The organism is Sphingobacterium anhuiense, assembly GCF_042686355.1.
Taxonomy (GTDB): Bacteria; Bacteroidota; Bacteroidia; order Sphingobacteriales; family Sphingobacteriaceae; genus Sphingobacterium; species Sphingobacterium anhuiense.
This window is the reverse complement of the sequence record NZ_JBHUPE010000010.1, coordinates 73,752-97,890: the sequence shown is the minus strand read 5'-3', so window position 1 is coordinate 97,890 and position 24,139 is coordinate 73,752. Positions and strand designations below refer to the sequence as shown.

The window sequence follows — 24,139 nt, the reverse complement described above, 5'->3', positions numbered from 1 at the left end:
TCAGCGAACTCATTGATGAGGTCTAATTTTCAAAAAATAAGTTATAATATTTCATACTATTATAAACTTAAAAATGTATGTTTGCACGCATATAAAAAGGCGATAGTATGAGTATATCATCTATCCCCTAACAAAAGCACAAACAACCCAAACAGCATGTCGATTACATACAACGAACGTTTCTTTCTCTTGTTTGAGGATCTAAAGAAAAAAGGCGAATTAAAAACATACGTAGAACTAGGTAAATTAATCAATGAATCGAAAGTTGGAATCAATGATTTAAAAACCGAACGAAAAAAAGTGAGTATTCAGCATATTCATGATATGAAAATATCATACAATCATATCAATACAGACTACCTGATCGGAGCAAGTAATCAGCTATATTTATCGGCTAACGAAACCTCGCAATTAACCTCAGCGACAATTCCTGACAACTCTGGACAGCAAGAAACTATTCTAGCGCTCAAAGAAACGATCGAAGCAAAAAATGAAACGATCGCGGTTCTTAAAGCATTGCTCGCACAGAAAAAATAGATTCCTATTTTTTTTAGCAAACAAGTAAAAAAGCTCTTTTAAGTTTTTCATCGTTTCTAAAAAATATTTGTGCATTGGCAAAAAATACAGATACCTTTTTCAATTGTTGCCAATAGTGTTTTATAAAAATTCAAGCAATTAAGTAATTTTATTGCTACTCCATGATAGTTAAGAACAGTAAATTCGAATTTTATTTGTAAACTTAGCCCATCAATTTAAATCAACAATATGCGTGTAGGATTATTTATTCCTTGTTATATCGATGCGATCTATCCCGAAGTAGGAATTGCAACACTAGAACTGTTGGAGCGCCTCGGAGTGGAAGTAGTAGTGCCATTAAATCAAACCTGTTGCGGCCAGCCGATGGGTAATGAAGGTGATCAAAAAAATGCGGCTTCATCAGAGCAGCTTTTCTGCGATAATTTTGAAGGTTTTGATTACATCGTTGGTCCGGCAGGAAGCTGTGTAAAACACGTACGCATGCACTTCGATGCTATTCCACAAACCGAAAAAGTAAAGCATGTACGTAAAACAACTTACGAGCTTGTTGAGTTTCTAACAGATATATTAAAGGTTAAAGAGTTCCCTTGGGCTTCTTACAAACATAAAGTGGCCATTCATAATAGTTGCAGCGCTATACGGGGTTTACATATACAATCTCGCTCTGAGTGGCAAGAACCCTACTTCAATAAAACGGAGCAGCTATTAACGATGGTAGAGGGGGTGACCATTAAACAGATTACCCGCCCGGATGAGTGCTGTGGATTTGGGGGCACATTTTGTGTTACTGATGAAGCTGTCAGTGTCAAAATGGGGCAGGATAAAGTTGCTGATTACCTGAATCACGAAGTAGATTGTATCGTCTCACCGGATATGTCTTGCTTGATGCATCAGGAAGGGATTGCTAAACGCGGAAAAGCACCTTTAAAATTTGTACACATTGCTCAAGTTTTAAATAATGGTCCTTTTTAAAAGAAAATCAAAATGAGTAAAGTTAGAGTTGACCAAAATGCGGCAGATTTCATCTACATGGATGACATCCACCAGCCTACACACGATAAAAACTTATGGAATGCCCGCATGAAACGGGATCTTGCCGCATCTGGAATTCCTGAATGGGAGCAGATGCGTGATCTTGCTTCACAAATAAAAGAGCATACACTAACCCATCTGGACCAATATGTAGAACAGTTTGTGACCGAAGCGACCAAACGTGGTGTAATTGTACATTTTGCGAAAGACGATATAGAACATAATCAAACCGTATACGACATATTAAAAAGTCACAATGCCACCAAAGTAGTCAAAAGTAAATCGATGCTCCAGGAGGAATGTGAAATGGGCGCTTTTCTTGAGGCTAGAGGTATCGAAATGATCGAAACAGATCTTGGCGAAAGGATACAACAACTTTCTGGGGAAATGCCAAGCCATATTGTCATGCCCGCTATTCATAAAACGACGGCAGATGTGGCTGAACTTTTTGCAAGAACAATCGGTACGAATCCAGATGAGGATGATCCTACACAGTTAACAGAAGCTATGCGAAACAATGCTCGTCCTAAATTTTTGGAAGCGCATGCAGGTTTAACGGGAGCAAATTTTGCTATCGCAGAAACAGGTGCTTTTGTAGTCTGTACAAACGAAGGTAATGCCGACCTTACAGCAAGTATACCACCGTTACACATTGCCAGTATTGGAATTGAAAAAATTCTTCCCAAAACGAGAGATCTTGCCCTATTTATCCGTTTACTGTCACGCAGTGCTCTAGGCACTCCAGCCACTCGCTACACTTCTCATTTTATGGGACCTAGAGAAACAGGAACCGAAATGCATATTGTACTAACGGACAATGGAAGAAGCCGTCGTTTAGGAATGGAAGATTTCTGGAGATCCTTGAAATGTATTCGTTGTGGAGCATGTATGAATACCTGTCCGGTATACCGTAGAAGTGGGGGATTAGCATATGGAGCCACTTATTCGGGGCCGATCGGTATCATTATCGATCCGACTTTTGATGAATCAAAATTCAGTGAGCTTCCTTTCCACTCATCACTTTGCGGTTCTTGCTCTGAGGTTTGTCCAGTTCGGATTAATATTGCTGAGCAAATTGGGCTATGGAGACAGCGCATGGTCAATATCAATGAATCTTCCAAAGCACTTCACTATGCGTTTGGAGCGGTAGAAAAAGTATTTGCTAATCCCAAATTATTCCGATTGGCAGAGAAGGCGGCATACTATGGTATGAAGCTTACACCAAATTGGTTATTATATAACACCAAATTAAATGCTTGGGGTAAACACCGCGAATTGCCGGAAATTAAAAAAGAGACTTTCCGCGATTGGTATATTAAAAATAGATTGAAAAAATGAGTTCACTAGACGAAATATTAGCGGCTATCCGTCAAAATCTTCCTGCTCAAAAGGTTGCTTATCCTGAGTTGCCATCTTTTGAAAAACAGGGAACTAATCTGAAAGATCAATTTAAAGTAAACCTTGGGCTTGCCGGAGGAGAAAGCTATGACGTAGAAAGTATTGCAGAAGCGCAAGAAATCATGCTCAAAAACCTTCCTGATACACGGGTTAGTTGTTCCGCAGCCCCAGAATGGGAGGGGACCAAATCGCTTAATGCTATTGCACATCCTCGCGATCTAGACGACGTAGATTTAGGAATTATAAGAGCAGAATTTGGAGTGGCAGAAATGGGGATGATATGGCTTACTGAAAATTCACTGAAGGTAAACTCTCTGGGATTTCTATCACAGCATCTTGCTATATTACTTGATCCAGATGCGATTACAGAAAATATGCATACAGCTTACAGCGATATTGATTTTCAAGCCTCTACTTATGGTTGTTTTGTTATGGGCCCTTCAGCTACCGCAGATATTGGAGCTTACCTGGTACGCGGCGCACAGGGAGCACGAAGTTTGACTGTTTTCTTTATAAAAGAAACGAAATAGTCATTATTTTATCCTACTCTAATCTTGATTTCTAATGTTTATCATTAAAGAATAATTGAATAAAAATTAAGGTACTGTTCAAAAATAATAAAGCAGATTCAGAGATGAATCTGCTTTATTATTAAAAAATTCTTATTTCAAGTCTTTCAATATTTCTTGCACTGCTCGTTCCAGTTGCGGGTCTTTATCATTCGTACGATCTGCGATTGTATTTTTAACCACAATATCCGGTGCTACACCTGATAACTCTAAATCTTGACCAGCTAAAGTATAACATCCCCAAGCTGGCACGCGATAACTAGATCCGTCTACTAAACCTTTTGCTGATGTAAAGATAATCCAACGATAGGTTTCATTTCCAATAATCTTACCTAATTTCAATTCCTTAAATCCTGCTGCGGTCATTTCTGCATCGCTCAGAGATTGTTCATTTATCAAAAGTACAATAGGTTTCGATGCTGGTGCAAAATTACTTTGCGGAGCCCGCTGACCGCCACGATACTGCCACTTCAAATAAGGTCTTTGTGATAGAAAACGTAACACTTCATCGTGCACATTACCCCCCGTATTGTATCGCAGGTCCAAAATAATACCATCTTTATTATTCTCTTGCTCGGCCATATCGATCAAAAAGCGTTGCAACTCCGGCCCTCCCATATTTTTCATATGTGAATATGCAATTTTGCCATTACTCCATTGATCAACTTTCCCTCGATTGCCTTTCATCCATTCGTCATAAATCAGGTCCTTAAAAGCGGTACTGGTTAAGGGCCGAATAAAAACTGAAATTTCTTTACCGCCACGTAGTATAGTCAACTGTATTTCCTCTGCAAGAGACGGCCATGTAAAATACTGATCCCGATCTTCTTTAGGATTTACTTTATTTCCATTAACAGCCATGATCTCATCGCCTTCTTTCAGATCTACTCCTTTACGGGAAGCTGGACTGTTGTCTATAATCTGTGCTATTTGATAAGGATTATCCTGATTGAATAAAACACCAATTTCATTAGTTACGTCCCCAAATGGTTTGCGCTCTTCTGCTCCCATTGAACTAAAGCCCAAATGTGAAGAGTTTAGCTCTCCTAACATATCATTTAATAATATCCGTAAATCACTACGGTCATTAATACCAGAAAGATAAGGTTCATACTTCTTCTTCATTGCCGTCCAATCGATACCGTGAAAAGTACTATCGTAATAGTTTTCTTCTAGCCCAGCCCAAGTCTCATAGAACATCTGCTTGAACTCATTTTCCAGATCACGGTTAAATCTAAAATTGATTGTTACCGCATCGAGTTTATTTTGGTCAAGGTTATATTTTTGAATGACCCCTCTATTAAGGATAAAATACTTACCTCCAGATTCGATAAACTGGTTGATTCCATTGTCAACAACCTTTTCTGTTTTAACTGCTTCGAAAGGTTCATAGATCGTTCTGTATAATCCGTACTTTCCTTCGTGATTGGATGAAAAGAAAACATAGTTTTTTTCTCCTTTTTGGATAGCAATGGGATCTGATTGCGTTCCAAAAGCAGGACTTACTTGCTCGATGCGGTCACGCAACCCTTTAAGATCGATTGTAACCAGCACTTTTTTATCTGTGGAAACATTTGTCGCTTTATCTTCTTTCTTATCCTTAGTCTTCGCTTTATCTTCTTTTTTTATGTCCGCAATAGTGTCTTTCTTTGCAGGCTGACTAAAGAGTTCATTAAATTTGCTAATGCGATAAGGTTCGTCAAAATTTTCCAATGCCATTCTAAAAATACTGGAGTTCTGCATGCCGGTAGGAAAGGACGGCTTTGTGCGGTTACTGGCAAAATAAATATATTTTCCATCTGGAGACCACGATGGGGAGGCTTCAGTGACACCAGTATTGGTCAGATTTGTTGTTTGACCTGAACCGATATGATGAACAAAAATATCTTGCTCAAAATTTCGAATAGCAGTAAAAAGAATATATTTCCCGTCTGGAGAAAAAGAGGGAGAAGAATTTTGAAATGCCCACAGTTCATCCTTAACAACAGTTTTACTATTTAAAGTTGTCAAATCTAAAAGACGTACTTCATCTCGCCCACTTAAATAAACAGCATGTGATTTATCAGCGTTGAAAGTTAACTCTCTATTATTGCGAAGATCTTGTGTCAACTGCTTTGGTTCGCCCAATCCGTCTGCGCTAAGGGTGTACCAGTTCAGGTAACCTTGATAGGTCTGACTGTAGAGTAATGTTTTGTTATCCTTTAACCATTTCACCTCCATAATGCGCTGTCCCTGACTAGGCATCTGACGGATAAATTTACCTTCGCTATCGGAAACGAAGAGCTCGCCTCTCGATACAAATGCCATCTTTTTACCGTCAAGTGCTACATCAAAATAGCTGATGTTACCATTTACATTAAATTCCTTGCTCTTGCCTAATAACTGATTTCTGCTCAATGCGATAGTTGGCTGTGTAACCTTCTTTGATGCAACGTCGTATAAAAACAATTGATATCCTTTTTCAAAAACGATCTTTTTTCCGTTGGCAGCTACAGCAGGTCTCTTGATAGATTCCTTAAATGAAGTCAAAGCCACGGGTTTATCACCGCTCATCTGATACAGGTTATATTCGGCATTTCCTTGATCAGACACGAAATAGATCACACCATTTTGATCAACAGTAGGCCAGAAATCTTTACCATTGTAATCGGTATATTGCTTAAATGTTTTTGTTTTAGGATTATAAGATTTTATATCCGGATTGAATGCTCCTTTATATCGCTTACGGTTAGCAGAACTATATCCTTCCCAACTATCATTGAATAATAGTTCTCCTGTTGGTGTTTCTACAACTTGACTTATATAATTGAAATAATGTGGAAATAGTCGCTTTGCGGTCCCCCCTGTGGCATCAACTTGATAACTACTCATCCGATTGTAGCGGGTTGATGTAAAATATAAGGTTTTACTGTCCCAGCTCCAACTATCCATTTCATCAGCACCATCGTGATGTGTAATTTGACGGATATCACCACCAGCTAAAGGCATGATATATACATCCATATTTCCATTCTGATTTGCTGAGAATGCAAGCTGTTTGCCGTCAGGCGATATCCGTGGATTGATTTCATTGCCCTCCATACCTGTTAATCTCACTGCAACCCCACCTTCACTTTCAACTTTCCACAGATCACCTTCAAAACTAAAAACAAGGACTTTTCCATCAGGACTTAAAGTCGGATGGGATAAAAATGTGGGTTGTTGCTGCGCAAAAGCATACATGGTTCCACCTAAGGCAAGACAAGTGCCCAATAACAATTTTCTAATCATACTTTTCAAGGAGGCTAATCGATTAAATACCTGTATGCCAAAGTTAATCAGCTACTCGTTAGAAAACAATGAAATAATCAATCGTTATTAAAAAAACCTACCCCAGCATTAAAAACAGTTTTCAATATCACGTGTTCTTTACCCATGTGCACCCATTAATTTTAATATTTTTTTTATAAATACCAAAAGATGAAACATCATCACTGTCATTATTAATTTCTTACATGTACCTTTGCTCACACATCATTACAACAATGAACGCATCCTTAACCTACTCTGAAGAAGAGCTTTACCAAAACCGTAATCGCATTCGGATCGCTGTATCCTTATTTTATTTTTGCCAGGGCCTGGCATTTGCTTCTTGGGCAAGCCGTATTCCGATTATCAAAGAACGTCTGAATCTTACAGAAGGTCAATTAGGCACAATTTTATTGATGCTTCCTGTCGGTCAACTGGTCACCATGGCGTTATCCGGGAAACTGGTTACCACTTACGGCAGTGCTAGAGTACTACGAATAGTCGCGATTATTTATGCCCTTATTTTATGTTTAATAGGTTTTGCACAAAACGCATGGGAGTTAGGAGCAATCTTATTTTTCTTTGGGGTAATTGGAAACATGTGCAACATAGCTGTCAATACACAGGGGGTTGCGGCAGAAAAGATTTTTAAAAAATCAATCATGTCATCTTTTCATGGCGCCTGGAGCATTGCCGGATTTACCGGTGCCCTCATCGGTTTACTCACTATGAATATAGCCGTAGACACCATTCCTCATTTTATCATTATTTTTGTTCTCATTGTGATTAATACGACCATCAACTACCGCTACTTGATTCCTGGTGTCGCTACAGAGGCAAAAAAAACTTCATTTTTTTCCAAACCGGAAAGCAGTTTAGTACAATTGGGTATCATCGGCTTTTTTAGCATGGCCACCGAAGGTGCAATGTTTGACTGGAGCGGTGTTTATTTTAAGGAAATAGTTCACGCTCCAGAACAATTTATTATTGTTGGTTATGCTTCCTTCATGGTCATGATGGCGCTGGGAAGATTTATTGGGGATGCGGTCATTAGTAGGCTCGGTAGAAAAAGAACCTTACAAATTAGCGGTATATTGATGTTTGTCGGCATGATGACCTCTGTTATCTTCCCTCTTTTTTATATTAGCACATTGGCATTTATGATGGTGGGTATCGGTGTTGCGTGCAATGTCCCGACAGTATATAGCGTTGCTGGTCAGAACAAAAAGGTTACTCCAGGAGTAGCCTTGGCGATGGTATCTAGCATTAGCTTTCTGGGCTTCTTAATGGGACCTCCTTTAATCGGCTATATTGCAGAGCTGACAAGTTTACGGTATTCTTACGGTGTATTTGCTTTCTTCGGTGTCCTCATGTTTATTATGGTAAGTAAACTGAAGGTTTTCAGGGAGGGGTAGCAGGTAAAAGAAAGATTATTCATTAACCATATGGCAGATGTGATAAAAAAAGAAAATGCGAGACCATTTAACAGTCTCGCATTTTTTGTTGTAGCCCCAAGCAGAATCGAACTGCTATCTAATGTTTAGGAAACATCTATTCTATCCGTTGAACTACAGGGCCGACAAAGCGTATGCAAATATTTCAAATATATTGCTTAATCCCAAACTTATTTATTAAAATATTACTGAAAAAAGAGGAGAGAAAAAATACTGTGGGGGGAGAAGGATTCGAACCTTCGAAACCGAAGTAACGGATTTACAGTCCGTCCCATTTGACCGCTCTGGAACCCCCCCAGTATAATTTGTTGACTTCTAAAGAATTAAGATTTATTGTATCTCAATTTCCTTGTGGAACGCTACAAAGGTAGAATTTTGTCTGATAAATGCAAAATTTATTTAAAATTAACCTATCGAGAAAACTTATTGTACCCTTAATGTAAAAATAGATTTTAACGATAGCTCATTGAAAAAATCAATACTTTTTTAATCTTATTTGAGGTATCTTTGTATCAACAAAAAAAGAAAGATATTATTATGAGTTTCACAGGTAAAAGTTTTCCAAGCATCACAGTAGATGCAATCGATTATTTAGGCGATAATTTACAAATTAACGTTTTCGAAAAAGCAGTTCAAGAAGGTAAAAAAGTAGTATTGTTTTGGTACCCAAAAGATTTCACTTTTGTTTGCCCAACAGAATTACATGCTTTCCAAGAAGCTTTACCAGAATTTGAAAAACGTAATACAATCGTTATCGGTGCATCTTGTGATACAAACGAAGTTCACTTCGCTTGGTTAAATACAGCAAAAGATAACGGTGGTATCGAAGGCGTAACTTACCCAATTTTAGCAGATACTACACGTAACCTATCTTCTGTATTAGGTATTTTAGACATTAAAGAAGTAGAGCACCCTGAGTACGGTACTTTAGTTGAAGGTTCTGCAGTTTCTTACAGAGCTACTTATTTGATTGATGAAACAGGTCGCGTATTCCACGAATCTGTAAACGATATGCCATTAGGTCGTAACGTAAAAGAATATTTACGTTTAATCGATGCTTATGCTCACGTTCAGAATTTTGGTGAAGTATGTCCTGCTAACTGGGAAGAAGGAAAAGAAGCAATGCACGCAACTCGTGACGGTGTAGCTAGCTATTTAGCTGGTAACTAAAAACAATACTGAAAAGACTACATAGGTCTTTTTACAAAGGGGGTAATCCCTTGCCCCCTTTGTTTATTCATCTTTCTCAATAAATAAACGAAAAAATCATGGTACAGGAATTAGAAAACGATAATTTACAAGAAATTGTAAACAGTAATGATATTGTAATGGTTCAATACGCAGCTACTTGGTGTGGTAACTGCAAAATTATGAAACCGAAATTCAAAAAATTGGCGACTGAAAATGAAAATGTAACTTTCGTAATCGCTGATGCTGAAAAATTTCCGGAATCTAGAAAACTAGCAAATGTCAATAACTTGCCTACTTTTGCGGCTTTCAAGAATGGAAAATTGGTAAATCAAGTACAAACAAATAAATTTGACGCCTTAATCGACTTATTCAATGAAGCTTCCAGTAATTAAACATATCACCGAGTTTATCGAACAGAACGATGTTGACTATGTATTAGAGACCATCGAGACATTAGAATCCTTGGTAGAAGCTCCTTTAAAAGATGAAGAGCTTGATGTAATCGGTGAATTGATTTCAAATCTTTATGGTGCTGTCGAGGTTGATAAACTAATTAAAGAAGGAAATAGTAAAAAGGACGCTATGAACATGTTTATGAAACGTGTTTTAGGTTCAATTGATAAATAAATCTTTTAGCCTTTAGCAATAGCAATTACTGCAACAAGAACTTCATTTTTTATATGAATGTGTATAATCCGCTTTTTGTGGAAAACTTGTTCTCATTTAATGCTAAAGTCCAATAAAGATTGTACTATCTTTAGCGGTAATAAAGGTTACCACTTAAAGAATTTGCTATCCTGATGAACAAACTATAAAAGGGTAGATTTTAAGATAATATTTTAATTGTTAGAAACGGAAATTCTCCCTACAGAATTTCCGTTTTTTATTTAACCACAATATTAATTACCTTTAATCTATGTTAAAATCAATCCTATTTACCAACATATTCATTTGTTTAACCTTTCTGCCACAGGCTCAAGCTCAAAAGGCAACAAATAGCTGGAACAGTGCTGACATAAAATCAAAATTAGAAAAATTAAATGTTCTAGGGTCTGTTCTATATTTTGCAGCACATCCGGATGACGAGAACACTAAATTAATAGCATGGTTAGCTCAGGAAAAACATTATAAAACGGGATATCTGTCCCTAACAAGGGGAGACGGGGGACAAAACTTAATCGGTACGGAACAGGGAATAGAACTTGGCCTGATTAGAACACAGGAACTTTTAGCAGCAAGAAGAATCGATCAAGGAGAGCAGTTTTTTACTTCTGCTTTTGATTTTGGATTTTCCAAAACTTCGGAAGAGACCTTTAATTTTTGGGATAAAGAACAAGTACTACGAGAAGCGGTGTGGATCATTCGAAAATTCCGACCTGATGTCATTATCACCCGATTTCCTCCTGATGCCAGAGGGGGACATGGTCATCACCAAGCTTCTGCAATATTAGCAAAAGAAGCATTTGTTGCCGCTGGAGACCCAACACGGTTTCCAGAACAGTTGAAACAGGTCAAGCCATGGAAAGCAACTCGTTTGCTATGGAATACGTACAATTTCGGCAATCAAAATACGATTAGTGATGATCAAATACAGATTGAAATAGGCCAATACAATCCCTTGATAGGCAAATCCTATGGAGAAGTCGCTGCCGAAAGTAGGTCATCGCATAAAAGTCAGGGATTTGGAAGTGCTGCTCAGGTTGGAAAGTCTACAGAATATTTTGAATACATAGCAGGAGAAGCAACGAATAAAGATCTTTTCGAAAATATTGACGATACCTGGTCGAGAATCCCTCATACCGCTGCTATAAGTATGAAAATAAAACAAATTAATGCTTCCTTTCAGCTCGACCACCCGGAAAAATCAATTCCTGACCTATTAGAAGCTCTGACACTGGTCAAAGCGATAGAGGATCCATACTGGAAAGAAATAAAAACAAATGAAATCAATGATTTAATCCTTGCCTGTGCTGGAGTAAGAATAGAAAGCATCGCAGCAAAGCCACATTATGCTATTGAAGACACGATAAAGGTTACAAATCAACTGATTGTAAGAGCTGATGTTCCAGCGATACAGGTTGCTAAGATCAATGGAAAAAACATCAATCAAAATCTCGAAAATAATACCCTAACAAGTTTTACTAGTTCTTACCCTGCGCGGTTTAGTACACAACCATACTGGTTGGATGCTCCAAATCTTATAGGTCGATTCCAATTCGCAGACTTTAATAAAACTGGAGCCCCTGAAAATCCAGACTATCCAGTTGTTAACTATGAATTGCTCATCAATGGAAAGGCGCTTAACTATAAAAAACCCATCCAATATAAATTTACAGATCCTGTTCGGGGGGAAATCTACAATCCTATCGTGATTTCACCAGCCATAACCGCATCTACGGACCAGACGATCGTACTAAGTCAAAATAACACCCCACAAAAGGTAAGGGTAACATTTGTAAATGAAGGCAGTACAAAAAATAGAACAGAAAATGTTTCTCCTGTTGTCAACAAAAATTGGATCGTAACTCCAAATCTGGTTAAGCTCGAATATTCAGAAAACCAGCAACAAATAAGTCAGGAATTTACCGTTCAGGCACAAACCAAAGATACACGCCTAGATACACTTTCCTTCCGTTATGGTTCAAATGAAAAAGTCAAAATAAACCGTGATATACATTATGACCATATACCAGCCATCACGTGGTTTCCTGATCTTACAGTAAAAGTCAGCAATCTGCAACTTCAAGTTCCTATCAAAAAAGTTGGATATCTGGTTGGAGCTGGAGATTTAATTCCTGAGTCTTTAAGAGCAATTGGTATTTCTGTAGATCTTCTGAATGAAACACAGGCTCTGCATCAAAATCTCGCACAATATGATGCCGTCATAGTAGGAATAAGGGCTTTTAACGTCTTAAAATCGATGAATCAGATTAGTGCTAAACTAAATGAATATGTTAAAAATGGCGGTACAGTTTTGGAACAGTATAATGTAAACAACAATTTGCTCTCTAATCAATTTGGTCCATATCCATTCCGTTTAGGCAACAGCAGGGTGACGGAAGAACTTGCTGTAGTAAAATTTGATGAACAAAATCCAATTTTTAACTATCCAAATAAAATCATCAAATCTGATTTCGACAATTGGGTACAAGAACGGGGTCTGTATTTTGCGGAAGATATCGACAGTCGTTATCAGACACCTATACAGCTGCAGGATAAAAATGAACCCCTTCACAATGGATCGCTATTGATTACTAACTATGGAAGTGGTAGATTTGTCTATACATCATTGTCATTTTTCAGACAATTGCCTGCAGGAGTTCCTGGAGCTTACAGATTATTTGTAAATTTGTTATCAAAATCAAAATAAAACATACAATTCAATGGAAAATCAAGTTGAAAACAACGCATGCGCACCTAATCCAAAAGGATTAATCGTATTAATCGGTGTGATATTTGGAGCTTTAATTTCATTCACTGCAAACGAGACTTTTTTAAGTATCATAGGTGGAGCTGTTGTTGGTTTAATTATCGCAGCTTTCTTCAATAGCTTCCTTTACGCTCAAACACCGCATGACAGATAGGGGAAATAATCCCTTAACACAAAAATGGAAGCGCTTTTATATTTTAGTAGCGTGTAGCCTGCTTGTGGTCATACTATTCCTTTATCTATTCACGAGCTATTTTTCATGAGTACGATTGATTGGATAGTTCTTATTCTGACTCTTTTGATTATTGTGCTGTATGGCATGTACAAAAGTAGAGGAATTAAAAATATTGATGGGTATTTACTTGGTAATCAATCCTTACCTTGGTACCATGTCGGACTTTCGGTGATGGCCACTCAAGCGAGTGCCATCACCTTTCTTTCTGCGCCAGGCCTGGCTTACAGTTCAGGAATGAGCTTCGTCCAGTTTTATTTCGGTCTTCCTTTGGCCATGATTGTACTCTGTATCACCTTTGTACCAATCTTTCATAAACTTCGCGTTTTTACAGCTTACGAATTTCTAGAGAAACGGTTTGATATTCGGACCCGTGGATTAACCGCTTTCTTGTTTTTGATCCAGCGCGGTATATCAACAGGCATCAGTATTTTTGCTCCGGCACTTATTATAGCCAGCATTTTACATATTAACCTTCCTCTCACCACGCTTTTAATCGGCAGTATCGTGGTGATCTATACGACATATGGTGGTACTAAAGCAGTTTCACACACGCAAATGCTCCAGATGAGCATCATATTTGGAGTGTTGCTTGTTGCCGGAATACTTGTTGTCAAACTCTTACCTACAGACATTGGTTTATATAAAGCGCTTCATATTGCAGGTAAATCTGGAAAAACAAATGCGATCGACTTTACATTTGACCTTAATAACCAGTATACTGTTTGGACAGGTATTATTGGTGGTTTCTTCCTACAGCTATCCTATTTTGGTACGGATCAAAGTCAGGTTGGCCGTTATCTAACGGGTTCATCTATTAAAGAAAGTAGACTTGGTCTACTTATGAATGGCTTACTCAAAATACCTATGCAATTTTGTATTCTGCTCATAGGCGTTCTTGTTTTTGTTTATTATCAATATCACACACCGCCAATCTTTTTCAACCAGGTTGAAGTAGATAAGCTAAAACAAAGTGAATATAACAGCACTTATACGGCTCTGGAAAAGCAACAGGCTTTTATTAGTAATGAAAAGAAGGAAACAATTAATCGCTTAACTAAAGCCATTGATGATGAGGATCAATCTACAATAGACGAAGCAAGGCTTACACTCAAGAATTCAAATGAAAAACTAAACGGTATCCGTACAGAAGTTGTCGTATTAATAAAGAAGAATAATCCCGCTGCCGAAACAAATGACAATAATTACATCTTTCTATCTTTTGTAAATAATACTTTCCCTAAGGGCTTAATAGGTCTGCTTATCGCTGTTATCTTTCTTGCATCTATGGGATCTACAGCAAGTGCGATCAATTCTTTGGCTTCTACAAGCACCGTTGATATTTACAAGCGATTTATAAACCAAAATTCTAGCGATAAACAGGATCTATTCTGGTCACGTATATTCACGCTTTTCTGGGGTGTATTTTCTATCGCTGTTGCCTTATATGCGAGTAGACTGGGCAATCTCCTAGAGGCGGTTAATATTCTAGGTTCATTATTTTATGGTACTATTTTGGGCATTTTTATTGTCGCCTTCTATATGAAGAGGATAGGAGGGAAAGCCGTGTTTTATGCTGCAATAATAACTGAAGTGATTATTTTTACGATCTGGAAAATGGATGTCATAGCCTTTTTATGGCTCAATGTCATTGGCTGTATCTCGGTCATGTTCATCGCTTACTTATTAGAAAACTTGATACCAAAAAAAAGCCATTCAATCGAATAGCTTAATAATTTTGATATAGATTATAAAGAATACTTTTATCATAAATCGTGAGTTCTGGACTCACATCGTTGACAACAAACTTCCTTTTAAATGCAATAATTGCCGCTTTCAAATTGCGTGTATCGTAACCAATGATTCTCAAGGCATCAATTGGGTTGAAGGTTTCTGGAGCTGTTACCAATTCTGCAGGATTATACCATATACCAAAACCGCGATCTGCCAATTTTTTCCAAGGAAAAAATACACTTGGATCATTTTTACGAGCTGGAGCAATATCAGCATGACCAATGAAATTTGCTGCGGGAATACCATAATTAGCTTTTAATGTATCCAAGACAACCATTAACGCTTCAATCTGGGCATCTGGAAATGCTTCCTTTCCATTATTATCCAGTTCTATTCCAATAGAGATCGAATTCATATCTGTAATCGTTCCCCACTTGGAGAGTCCCGCATGCCAACCTCTTACATAATCATTGAGCATCTGAACGATTACACCATTACGGCTAATCACATAATGTGAACTTACCTTTGTGTGCTCTACCTGAAATGTTCTGATGGTTTGATCCAGACTATTCTGTGCTGTATGATGGATAATAACGTAGTTTGGTTTGCGCACATCATAGTGTATGGCCGTTTCCTGACGTATATTAGCATGTATGCCGGCCTTTCCCAATGTCCATACTTTGTGCTCTCCCTGGCTTAATTTGGGAACGGTATCGTGTACGATCACCTTTTGGATGATCGTATCTATCTTTACAGGTACAATTTGCTCTATAGATCCCCTTTTAGACATGCCTGACTTACTCTTACATCCAATAATGGATAGAGCAAAACAAAGTATAAACGGAATCCAAAGATTTTTTTTTTCAAACATTATCGAGGTAAACTATAGGTAATACCTAATGCTAAACTTTCACTCGCCTGTACTTTTGAAACTACCTCAGAATCATATACAACAATTCCATTTAAAGTGACATTAACCAATGATGTTACTTTAGCTGTTAATGTAACATCCAAACGATGAGCTGGATCAGACAATTTATTATAATTAGCAAACAAGTTATATCTGCTTTTTAAATTTAAATTTTTGGCTATATTTTTATCTAAATTAGCTGTGATTTGGAAAGCTAAATCATTTTTAAACATCTTACCTGCCTCAATGCCATAGCGTTCTTGATCTTTATCAATTGGTTCACGATCTGGATATTTCTGCTTATATTCTTCAACTGTCAAGGGCTTGATACGATCATCTAAAATCAATGTCTGACGTGCAGTACCTGTACCTAAACGTAATGAAAATTCATTGCTTGGTTTATACTCAAAACCCAGTGATTCCGTAAAATAACCCGGTGCCATAAAAGCGGAAACGGTTCCTGTAATTGTATCCCGTCCGTCTATAAACGCGTATGTATAGCCCACGTCAAATTGAGACTCAAAAGTAAGAGATGTATATAACGACCAGTTCTTAGATAGTTTATAAGATATTTTATTATCCCAAAATATGCGGTCATTATTCTTTTTAGCCATTTGATCTCTATTTCTTACCTTTCCATATTTTAAATCCAACTCTGAAACGAAATTGAAATTATCACGTGTATAATCAGATTTATGATAGAAATTAAATCCCACCGCAAGGGAGTTTACTCCACCACCTTGCCAATCTTCATTAAAATAAGCTTGATTTGCAGTAATCCCAAATCTTGTCCAATGCTTCCAATAATCAACTTGTAATTCTAATTTTGGTACTATTGGACGAATATTTTTTAAGGAGATATTTTCTTGTTTATTCTCCGAAATAACTGAATCTGGCTTTACTCTAAGGTCTTTCAAATTAACCTGAGCGCTAACCGTACTACACGATAAGCCAATAATTAATAAGGCAAATAAGGATTGTAACTTCATATCAAGCAACGCTTTTTTTTCTTTTCTTAATTTAAGGTACTAAAATAGGATTTATTGTTGGTAATGGCTCAATAAAATATCGAGAAGGATTTTTTTGATACTTTTCAAAACACTCTTTAATATAATTTGTCAGTTCATACTGTGTACAACTAATGATGAAAAAGTAACTTGGTTTAAAGATCCGTCTAAATTTATTAAGCTCTTCTCCTTCTAAACCTGTTGTACGACTCACCAGTTGTTCTGAAAACTTATACTCGATAACATTATCTTTATAATCACTCTCAATCAATTTCTTTAATCGTTTTGCATTTTTAGCTTCTCTGCTAAACAGACTATAGATGGAGTTGATACTGAGCCCTGCACCATTTTGCCCAACGGAAAACAGATCTCCTGGATCAGAAAGCCGAAAGGCTTTCTCATAATCATTTCTTGCCTTTTTTAAAATCTCATCCGGATCTTTCTTTGCAACTACAGAAACTTCATCAATATAAATCGATTCACGCTTCAAATGGAACAGTATAACAGGAGAGGTATTTACAATGACGGTATCAGGATAGTATTCTCGAGAAGTCGCGATCAATGCATCTCCTTTGTCGGCCATAATAGAAAATTCTCCTTTGCTATTGTTAAAGACTTCTTCATTGGTCCTTGTGTTGCGGATTGTTACTTTTGATATACGTTGTTTGGTATTAAAATCGGAAACAATACCCTCTATACGCTTTTGTGCAAAAGCATCAGGTGCTAGTGCAAGCAAAAGAATGAGTATTACGATATTTTGCAGAGTCTTCACTCTCGTAAAACTACGTTTTAGCTTATCAAAATAGAAATATTTAACATCTTTTGATGATTTACTTTGAAATTACTAATAGCTGCCCGATGGCTAAGTTTGTGTCAGTCAAGCCATTTAACTCTTTTATTTGATCAACAGTGATACCGTATTGTTTACTCAACGAATATAATGTGTCTTTCCCTTGTACTTCATGAATACGCATTGCTACAGGACTCTTGATTTGCTCTGTTTGTACCACAGGAGCTTCGACTGCATTGTGTACAATCTCCCGCTCAACAACAACTTCTCTTTTCTCCTTCTCAACACGAGTTTCCACACGGTCATATTGGTAGAGTTCATACCGTTCAATCATATCGATCAATAAATCTGGATATCGCGGGTTGGTGGCATAGCCTGCGGCTTTCAAACCTTTGGCCCAGCCTTTATAATCGTTCTTATTGAGCAAGAATAAATCGGAATAACGTTTACGCAACAAAAATTCAGAATGATCTCTAAAAGACTGTTCCGGGCTTTCATAAACACGAAAGCAGTCATTGATATTATCATCTGGGCGATTAATGGATTTTCCCTTCCAGACACCTCCACATTTGATTCCAAAGTGATTATTGGCTTCGGTAGCGAGGTAGCTATTGCCATTCCCAGATTCTAATAATGCTTGTGCCAATTTGATACTCGCAGGAATACCGTACTTATTCATTTCTGAAATAGCAATATCTTTATATTTCTCAACATAAGCATTTCCTGAAACAGCTGGTCTTAACTTACTAGGACGATTGGAAGAGGTAGAGCCTTGATGATTTTTGCTTTTATAGACGGTGTTTTTTTTGGATGAGCATGAACTAAAAAAAACAGTAAGGGCAAGTAGGATAAAAGCAATTTTTTTCATTGGATGAGTAGCATTACTTAGAAGCGGTGAGTTTCCTAGATATTGTGGTCGGGTTTTTATCAAAACTATCTAAATCATACATTTCAATTGTTTTGATAACCTTCGCAGACCAATCTTTAGTTCTTGAATATCCTGCTTTTGCTAAAGCACCTACCCAAGCTTTGTAGTTTTGTCCTCGATTTTCCTCAAAAAGGGGAGTCGTGGTTTTCTTTCTTTTAACCAACGATATAAAGTCATTATAAGAATCAAGTACTGATTTATAACCTTTATATGCTGAATTAATCACTTTGCTATTATTTTTTCCTTTAATACCGAAGTGATTATTTAAATTTTTAGCAATCTTACTATTTCCATGTGCACTTTCATGCATTGCAATAGCTAAAATTACTGATGCTGGAACACCATGTTCTTGCATCATCTCTTGTGCTACGGGGCTGTATTTATCAATATAAAATTGATTGCTTTGAGCGGATGCAGTAGCATAACTACTGACGATCAAAATTAATACAGCGACATAGTTTTTTAATGTTTTAAAATTCATAAAGAATCATTTAGTCCACTAATTACTTTTTGCGTAATACAAAAAGTCCATCTCGAATCGGCAATAAAACCTTTTCGATGCGCTGGTCCTGAGCTAATTGTTCATTCAAATCTATGATTTGCTTTGTTTGATTGTCTGGATTTTCATCTAATACTTTGCCTTTCCACAAGACATTATCGATTAAAATCAGCCCTCCAGACGGGACTTTATCTAAAATTAATTCGTAATAGTAATGATTACGCTTTTTATCAGCATCTATAAAAACCAGATCAAAGCTACCTTCGATCTTCGGAATTACTTCTGCAGCATCACCAATATGGTATTTAATTTGAGACGCATATTCAGATCTGTCAAAATATCCCTGTACACGCTCCTCCTGTTCTACATTAACATCTACCGTATGTAAAATCCCTTTTTTAGACAAGCCTTCTGCAAGGCATAAAGTAGCATATCCAGTAAACGTACCGATTTCCAAAATAGTATTTGGAGCAGCTAATTTACTAAGCATAGCAAGCACCCTTCCTTGGTAATGTCCGGATAACATATGAGGCATTGTTTCCTTCAAATAGGTCTCCCTATTGACGCTTTTTAGCAACGGATTTTCTTCGTCACATGTGCGCTCTAAGTAAGATTCTAAATGCTCATTACAAATGTCCATAACAACAAAATTACTGAACATGATTTATAATCAGAAAAAATAAAATACAAAGATCTGATAATTAGATCATTAATATTTAATCAAATGTTACATAAAAAATGGCATCCGCCTTTATGAAGCATAATGACACTTTTAAAAAATCATGATTTTTTAAATTCTTTGAATTTTTAAAGAAAAAAAAGTCCAATCATCATGGGAAGATTGGACTTTAATTTTTGTTATTTTTTTATTGAATTACGTCAAGTTTGCAGTAATTAGTTTTAAGAATTCCGAACGCGTTACATCGTTTTGAAAAGCTCCTGTAAATGCTGATGTTGTAGTGACAGAATTTTGCTTCTGAATGCCTCGCATAGCCATACACATATGCTTACATTCGATCACCACAGCCACACCCTTTGCTCCTAAGGTTTCTTGAATACAGTCACGGATTTCATTGGTAAGACGTTCTTGAACTTGTAGTCGACGTGCAAAGATATCTACAACGCGTGGAATTTTGCTCAATCCAACGATATGACCATTAGGAATATAAGCAATATGTGCTTTACCAAAGAATGGCAACATATGGTGCTCGCACATCGAATACACTTCAATATCCTTTACCACAACCATCTGGCTATAGTCTTCCTCAAACATAGCACCTTGTAATACTTTAGCAGGATCAATATCATATCCATGAGTTAAAAACTGCAAAGCTTTTGCTACACGTTCTGGTGTTTTCAATAATCCCTCACGATTCGGATCTTCTCCTAGAGATTCTAAAATATCTGTATAATGAGCGGCAATACGACCAACTTTTTCCTGATTATATTGATCAATTTTCACGTAGCCGTCTAACTCTTCTTCTTCAAATGAGTGATTACTCATAGTAATTAAATAAATTAGTGTATAAGATTAGTCGCCAAAATATTCGACGTAATTATTTTCTGTTTCATGAAGGCGAATGCTGTGCAACTGCACTTTTTGTTCTTCAAATAATGGTTTTAATACCTCAAATATAGCAATTGCTATATTTTCTGTAGAAGCCATCTTATCTTTCATAAAATCAACATCAAGGTTAATATTTTTGTGATCGACTTTATTTACGATATTTTCCAAAATAATGGTTTTCATCAATTTTAAGTCAATCAGAAAACCTGTTGTTGGATTTACTTCACCTTTGACCGTCACAAACAAATCATAATTATGACCATGCCAATTAACATTTGAACAGTTTCCGAAAACATTTTCGTTTTTCTCAATGCTCCAATCTTCGCGGTAAAGCTTATGTGCAGCGCAAAAGCGCTCACGACGAGTGATATATACCATAATACCACAAAGATACGTGTTTGCAACCAAAATATCGCTTTCAACGAAATCATTACCATCACATTTGCGTAAATATTGATTAATATTGTATAAAGGTTATCCCACATGAAAACACTTATAGTAGCAGCAACTCGATTCGAAATTCAACCCTTCCTTGATCGTATTGCTGCATATCCGAATACCGATTATTTAATAACGGAAGTGGGTATGGTACAAACAGCTTATCGGCTTGGAAAACATCTTGCAAATAATCAATATGATCTTATCATTAATATCGGTATTGGTGGCTGCTTTAATCGATCATTACCAATAGGGGCGGTCGTTTCAATCGATCGCGAGATCTTCTCAGAATTAGGAGCAGAAGATGATGAGCGATTCATTCCGATTGATGAACTTGGATTTGGTAGCGCTCATTATGTGGCCACACAAAATAAGACAACTCAGGAACTGGTGCATGCATTACCAACAGGGCTAGGTGTAACAGTTAATAAAGTACATGGAAATGAAATAGAAATTTCGAAATTACTGATACAAATACCCGATGCATTGATTGAATCCATGGAAGGAGGGTCTGTTTTTTTAGTTGCATCTGAAGCAAAAATTCAAACCATACAGATCCGTGGAATATCTAATTATGTAGAGAAGCGAAATCGCGCCACGTGGAACGTACCGCTCGCTATCCACAATAGCAATGCGGTTCTTTTCGAAATTTTGTCTAAAATATATAAAGTTTAATTTTTGAATTTTATTACTGTTTTCGCCATCCTGTTATTAAAAAATGACATAAAAGCAGATATTTAGCGATGAATTACCTTCAAAATATCAATAATAAATAGTAGATTTGTAATCTAAAATTTGACACTATTTTACAACTGATGAGAGAGATACAATTCAGAGAAGCACTTCGTGAAGCGATGAACGAGGAAATGCGTAAAGACGAAACAATATTTTTATTAGGAGAAGAAGTTGCAGAATACAATGGTGCTTATAAAGTGAGCCAAGGTATGCTGGATGAATTCGGAGCTAAACGCGTGATAGATACACCTATTGCAGAATTAGGTTTTGCAGGTATAGCAGTCGGTGCTGCAATGAACGGTTTAAAACCAATCGTTGAATTCATGACTTTCAACTTTTCTTTAGTTGCGATTGACCAAATTATCAATGCTGCTGCAAAGATTCGTTCCATGAGTGGAGGTCAATTCTCTATTCCAATAGTATTCCGTGGTCCAACTGGTAATGCAGGGCAATTGGGAGCACAGCACTCTCAAAATTTTGAGAACTGGTATGCAAATACTCCAGGATTAAAAGTTGTTGTTCCTTCAAATCCTTATGATGCGAAAGGTTTATTAAAATCTGCTATGATTGATCCAGATCCAGTTATTTTTATGGAATCTGAGGTTATGTATGGTGATAAAGGTCACGTGCCTGAAGAAGAATATTACTTACCAATAGGTAAAGCAAATGTTGTTAAAGAAGGTACTGATGTAACCATCGTATCTTTCGGTAAAATGGTTCCACGTGTTGTATTACCTGCTGTTGAAGAATTGACAAAAGAAGGTATCAATGTGGAAGTAATTGACTTACGTTCTGTTCGTCCAATAGATTACCCAACTATTATCGAGTCTGTTAAGAAAACAAACCGTTTGGTAATTGTGGAAGAAGCTTGGCCATTAGCGTCTATTTCATCTGAAATAACATATTCTGTACAACGTAATGCATTTGATTATTTAGATGCTCCAATCGTTCGTATTACAGCAGCAGATGTTCCTCTTCCATATGCAGCTACATTAATTGAAGCAGCTCTTCCAAGTGTTGCTAAAGTTGTAAAAGCTGTAAAAGAAGTTGCTTACATCAAAAAATAAAAGCATCTAATTGCTTAAATCAAAAAAGACCTTTGGTAATACCAAAGGTCTTTTTTAATTTAGGGGATATTTTACTAACTAATTTTAAATGATCAAGCCCCTATCGCTCGCTTTTTTGTCGTTCTTTATTATTACGACATTAATTGCTCAAGACAAAGTTTTATTAAAGCTGAAACCCGACCTTAATAATCCCTTTTCACAAAAAATGCACATGACTATAGATGTCAATGCTGGTGCTCAAAGTACTATGATCGATGCAACCATGTTGTGCGAGACAACAAACACCAATGCTACAGACAGTACATTGACCTATGCAACGAAATATACAGAAATGATCATGACGATGGATGCAGGAATGATGACCGTCAACTATGACTCCAAGAATCCAGAAGCCAATGAACTTTCCAAACAGATCCATGAAAAAGTTAAAACTTTGCTGGAGACCCCTATCGTGGCTGTAATGAGTTTAAATGGAAAAATAAAAGATGTCGAAGATTTACCTGATGATAATGATCTGTTTGATGCCAATATGCTCAAAGAAGCAGCGTTTGAATACCCAAATAGAGAATTAAAAGTTGGAGAACAATGGAAAGCAACAGCAAATAATAAGTCTCTAGGCCCAATAGAACAAACATATACCCTAAAAAGTATCTCAGCAGAGGGTATATCGATTACTTCGGAAGGAAGTATAACGGCAGAAGGCCAAACTGTCGGATCAATCACTGGCCAATACCTATTAAATCCTAAAACTCATTATTTAAAAGCGCTTACGCTCGAAACAAAAGTAAAAAATGAAGAGGTTGAAGTCACCAACAAAATAGAAATCCTATAAACCACAAAAGAGCTGTCAATGACAGCTCTTTCGTGGTTTTATTGAACGTAAATGTTAAAATTACGCGTTAATTTCTTCTTTATATTGATCAGCAGTTAATAAAGCATCAACGTCAGCTACATCATTTAATTTGATACGAATAATCCAACCCTCTCCATAAGGATCTGAGTTTACTAATTCTGGTGATGCATCGATTGCCTCGTTAACAGCTAACACTGTTGCTGTAACAGGAATGAATAAATCAGAAACCGTTTTTACTGCTTCGATTGTTCCAAAGATTTCGTTTGCAGCCACTTCTTCACCAATTGTGTTGATGTCTACAAATACGATATCACCTAACTCACGTTGTGCGAAATCAGTAATACCAATAACGGCCTCATCACCTTCAACACGAATCCATTCGTGATCTTTAGTGTATTTTAATTCTGCTGGAAAATTCATTTTACTTTTTTTTAATCTTCTATTTAATTACGCCATGAAGTTACAAAATATATTTATATC

Annotated in this window: 24 protein-coding genes and 2 tRNA genes; 14 read left to right on the top strand and 12 right to left on the bottom strand. The window is 36.8% G+C overall.

The features are described from left to right. Window positions 1-156: 156 nt before the first annotated feature. The 4 genes from ACFS6I_RS19960 to ACFS6I_RS19945 all read left to right on the top strand — a co-directional run bounded on the left by ACFS6I_RS19960 (window position 157) and on the right by ACFS6I_RS19945 (window position 3,497). Entirely contained in the window at window positions 157-537 is a 381-nt protein-coding gene (locus tag ACFS6I_RS19960; RefSeq protein ID WP_380923246.1) for a hypothetical protein, read from the top strand. A gap of 228 nt (window positions 538-765) precedes the next feature. Next, window positions 766-1,509 carry a (Fe-S)-binding protein gene (locus ACFS6I_RS19955; protein WP_132771773.1) on the top strand — a complete coding sequence of 248 codons (744 nt, stop codon included), beginning with the start codon at window positions 766-768 and terminating at the stop codon, window positions 1,507-1,509. 12 nt (window positions 1,510-1,521) lie between these two features. After that, the gene (locus ACFS6I_RS19950; protein ID WP_132771772.1) at window positions 1,522-2,907 is read left to right on the top strand and encodes a lactate utilization protein B; all 1,386 of its coding nucleotides are present in this window, start codon (window positions 1,522-1,524) and stop codon (window positions 2,905-2,907) included. Then, on the top strand, window positions 2,904-3,497 hold the full coding sequence (locus ACFS6I_RS19945; protein ID WP_132771771.1) for a LutC/YkgG family protein: 594 nt from the start codon (window positions 2,904-2,906) through the stop codon (window positions 3,495-3,497). Before ACFS6I_RS19950 ends, ACFS6I_RS19945 begins: the two co-directional genes overlap by 4 nt. A 132-nt stretch (window positions 3,498-3,629) precedes the next feature. Here the strand turns inward: ACFS6I_RS19945 and ACFS6I_RS19940 are convergent, their stop codons facing one another. Beyond that, complete coding sequence (locus ACFS6I_RS19940; RefSeq protein ID WP_380923243.1) at window positions 3,630-6,806, bottom strand: S41 family peptidase; 3,177 nt, start codon at window positions 6,804-6,806, stop codon at window positions 3,630-3,632. Between the two features lie 254 nt (window positions 6,807-7,060). On the opposite strand from ACFS6I_RS19940, the gene ACFS6I_RS19935 reads away from it, so the two are divergent. Continuing rightward, entirely contained in the window at window positions 7,061-8,239 is a 1,179-nt protein-coding gene (locus ACFS6I_RS19935) for an MFS transporter (RefSeq protein ID WP_132844994.1), read from the top strand. 91 nt (window positions 8,240-8,330) lie between these two features. On the opposite strand, the gene ACFS6I_RS19930 is transcribed toward ACFS6I_RS19935, so the two are convergent. Further along, window positions 8,331-8,402, bottom strand: a tRNA-Arg gene (locus ACFS6I_RS19930). Between the two features lie 92 nt (window positions 8,403-8,494). After that, window positions 8,495-8,575: transfer RNA gene (locus tag ACFS6I_RS19925), tRNA-Tyr, on the bottom strand. A gap of 240 nt (window positions 8,576-8,815) precedes the next feature. On the opposite strand from ACFS6I_RS19925, the gene ACFS6I_RS19920 reads away from it, so the two are divergent. The 6 genes from ACFS6I_RS19920 (at window position 8,816) to ACFS6I_RS19895 (ending at window position 14,859) form a co-directional block, all read left to right on the top strand. Continuing rightward, window positions 8,816-9,448 carry a peroxiredoxin gene (locus ACFS6I_RS19920; RefSeq protein ID WP_021189264.1) on the top strand — a complete coding sequence of 211 codons (633 nt, stop codon included), beginning with the start codon at window positions 8,816-8,818 and terminating at the stop codon, window positions 9,446-9,448. A 98-nt stretch (window positions 9,449-9,546) separates the two neighbouring features. Then, window positions 9,547-9,861 carry a thioredoxin family protein gene (locus ACFS6I_RS19915; RefSeq protein ID WP_021189265.1) on the top strand — a complete coding sequence of 105 codons (315 nt, stop codon included), beginning with the start codon at window positions 9,547-9,549 and terminating at the stop codon, window positions 9,859-9,861. After that, window positions 9,842-10,096, top strand: a complete 255-nt coding sequence (locus tag ACFS6I_RS19910) for a DUF6952 family protein (protein ID WP_021189266.1) — start codon at window positions 9,842-9,844, stop codon at window positions 10,094-10,096. The genes ACFS6I_RS19915 and ACFS6I_RS19910 overlap by 20 nt, the downstream gene beginning before the upstream one ends. A gap of 289 nt (window positions 10,097-10,385) precedes the next feature. Then, a complete protein-coding gene (locus tag ACFS6I_RS19905) occupies window positions 10,386-12,839 on the top strand; it encodes a PIG-L family deacetylase (protein WP_380923239.1) in 2,454 nt (817 codons plus the stop codon). Between the two features lie 13 nt (window positions 12,840-12,852). After that, window positions 12,853-13,053 carry a hypothetical protein gene (locus ACFS6I_RS19900; RefSeq protein WP_021189267.1) on the top strand — a complete coding sequence of 67 codons (201 nt, stop codon included), beginning with the start codon at window positions 12,853-12,855 and terminating at the stop codon, window positions 13,051-13,053. Between the two features lie 105 nt (window positions 13,054-13,158). Further along, window positions 13,159-14,859, top strand: a complete 1,701-nt coding sequence (locus ACFS6I_RS19895; RefSeq protein WP_380923237.1) for a sodium:solute symporter — start codon at window positions 13,159-13,161, stop codon at window positions 14,857-14,859. A gap of 1 nt (window position 14,860) precedes the next feature. On the opposite strand, the gene ACFS6I_RS19890 is transcribed toward ACFS6I_RS19895, so the two are convergent. From ACFS6I_RS19890 to ACFS6I_RS19855, 8 genes are all read right to left on the bottom strand, one after another. Continuing rightward, the gene (locus tag ACFS6I_RS19890; RefSeq protein ID WP_380923235.1) at window positions 14,861-15,655 is read right to left on the bottom strand and encodes an N-acetylmuramoyl-L-alanine amidase; all 795 of its coding nucleotides are present in this window, start codon (window positions 15,653-15,655) and stop codon (window positions 14,861-14,863) included. Between the two features lie 80 nt (window positions 15,656-15,735). Continuing rightward, window positions 15,736-16,764: a DUF3078 domain-containing protein gene (locus ACFS6I_RS19885; RefSeq protein WP_380923233.1), complete on the bottom strand. Its 1,029-nt coding sequence runs from the start codon at window positions 16,762-16,764 to the stop codon at window positions 15,736-15,738. 31 nt (window positions 16,765-16,795) lie between these two features. Continuing rightward, a complete protein-coding gene (locus ACFS6I_RS19880; protein ID WP_380923231.1) occupies window positions 16,796-17,554 on the bottom strand; it encodes a hypothetical protein in 759 nt (252 codons plus the stop codon). 58 nt (window positions 17,555-17,612) lie between these two features. Continuing rightward, window positions 17,613-18,440 carry a glucosaminidase domain-containing protein gene (locus tag ACFS6I_RS19875; protein ID WP_132844985.1) on the bottom strand — a complete coding sequence of 276 codons (828 nt, stop codon included), beginning with the start codon at window positions 18,438-18,440 and terminating at the stop codon, window positions 17,613-17,615. A 13-nt stretch (window positions 18,441-18,453) separates the two neighbouring features. Then, window positions 18,454-18,981, bottom strand: coding sequence for a glucosaminidase domain-containing protein (locus ACFS6I_RS19870; protein WP_021189273.1), 528 nt, complete (start codon window positions 18,979-18,981; stop codon window positions 18,454-18,456). Between the two features lie 22 nt (window positions 18,982-19,003). Next, window positions 19,004-19,660 (bottom strand): O-methyltransferase, encoded by a 657-nt coding sequence (locus ACFS6I_RS19865; protein ID WP_380923229.1) that lies wholly within the window; start codon window positions 19,658-19,660, stop codon window positions 19,004-19,006. Window positions 19,661-19,873: 213 nt separating this feature from the next. Further along, a complete protein-coding gene (gene folE / locus ACFS6I_RS19860) occupies window positions 19,874-20,503 on the bottom strand; it encodes a GTP cyclohydrolase I FolE (RefSeq protein WP_132771763.1) in 630 nt (209 codons plus the stop codon). 27 nt (window positions 20,504-20,530) lie between these two features. Beyond that, window positions 20,531-20,944 carry a 6-pyruvoyl trahydropterin synthase family protein gene (locus tag ACFS6I_RS19855; RefSeq protein ID WP_380923226.1) on the bottom strand — a complete coding sequence of 138 codons (414 nt, stop codon included), beginning with the start codon at window positions 20,942-20,944 and terminating at the stop codon, window positions 20,531-20,533. A gap of 105 nt (window positions 20,945-21,049) precedes the next feature. Between ACFS6I_RS19855 and mqnB the strand changes: the two genes are divergently transcribed. The 3 genes from mqnB (at window position 21,050) to ACFS6I_RS19840 (ending at window position 23,638) form a co-directional block, all read left to right on the top strand. Next, window positions 21,050-21,679 carry a futalosine hydrolase gene (gene mqnB, locus ACFS6I_RS19850; RefSeq protein ID WP_380923224.1) on the top strand — a complete coding sequence of 210 codons (630 nt, stop codon included), beginning with the start codon at window positions 21,050-21,052 and terminating at the stop codon, window positions 21,677-21,679. A gap of 140 nt (window positions 21,680-21,819) precedes the next feature. Next, a complete protein-coding gene (locus ACFS6I_RS19845; RefSeq protein ID WP_021189278.1) occupies window positions 21,820-22,806 on the top strand; it encodes a pyruvate dehydrogenase complex E1 component subunit beta in 987 nt (328 codons plus the stop codon). Window positions 22,807-22,894: 88 nt separating this feature from the next. Further along, a complete protein-coding gene (locus tag ACFS6I_RS19840) occupies window positions 22,895-23,638 on the top strand; it encodes a DUF6263 family protein (protein ID WP_380923221.1) in 744 nt (247 codons plus the stop codon). A 60-nt stretch (window positions 23,639-23,698) separates the two neighbouring features. Here the strand turns inward: ACFS6I_RS19840 and gcvH are convergent, their stop codons facing one another. After that, entirely contained in the window at window positions 23,699-24,079 is a 381-nt protein-coding gene (gene gcvH / locus ACFS6I_RS19835) for a glycine cleavage system protein GcvH (RefSeq protein WP_021189281.1), read from the bottom strand. Window positions 24,080-24,139 lie beyond the last annotated feature (60 nt).